The sequence below is a fragment of the Myxococcus vastator genome (assembly GCF_010894475.1).
Taxonomy (GTDB): domain Bacteria; phylum Myxococcota; class Myxococcia; order Myxococcales; family Myxococcaceae; genus Myxococcus; species Myxococcus vastator.
The window spans coordinates 1-597 of sequence record NZ_JAAIYB010000950.1; the positions used below are offsets into that span (position 1 = coordinate 1).

At 77.6% G+C, this 597-nt stretch carries 1 protein-coding gene; it reads left to right on the forward strand.

Annotated elements, in window-relative coordinates:
• On the forward strand, positions 1-597 hold a 597-nt coding region (locus G4D87_RS39865; protein WP_240358959.1), incomplete at both ends, for a peptidylprolyl isomerase.

Sequence of the window (597 nt, forward strand, 5' to 3'; positions counted from 1 at the left end):
GGGCGGGGCGGGCTTCGCGGTGATGTACCTGCGCCACCCGGAGGCGCGCGTGCGGCTGACGGCGCTGGAGGCGGTGTCCGCGCGGCCCGTGCCCGAGGCGGCGGCGCCGGTGCGCGAGCTCATCGAAGGCGAGGACGACGTGGTGGCGGGCGCGGCGGCGGCCACCGCGGGCGTGCTCGAGGACGAGGCCGCGTTGCCTGCCGTGGAGGCGCTGGCGGCACGGGTGCCCCAGACGCCGGGCGACCTGGCCGAGCCGGTGGCGGGCGCGTTGGTGGCGCTGATGGGCCCGGCCGCCGAGCCCCGGCTGCGTGAATGGCTGATGCACCCGCACGCCAACGTGCGGCGCGTGGCGGCGCAGGCGCTCACGCGGCTGACGGGGCAGCGGGTGCGCTCGGCGCGTGTGGAGCTGCCCGCGAACACCTTCCGGCCCGTGGCCGCCCCGGCGCGCGCGGGGCTGGTGCTGCGCACCGACAAGGGGGACATCACCGTGCGGCTGGACGTGGACGAGGCGCCCCTCACGTCGGGCAACCTCCACGCGCTGGCGCGCAAGGGCTACTTCAACGGCGTCACCTTCCACCGCGTGGTGCCGGACTTCGT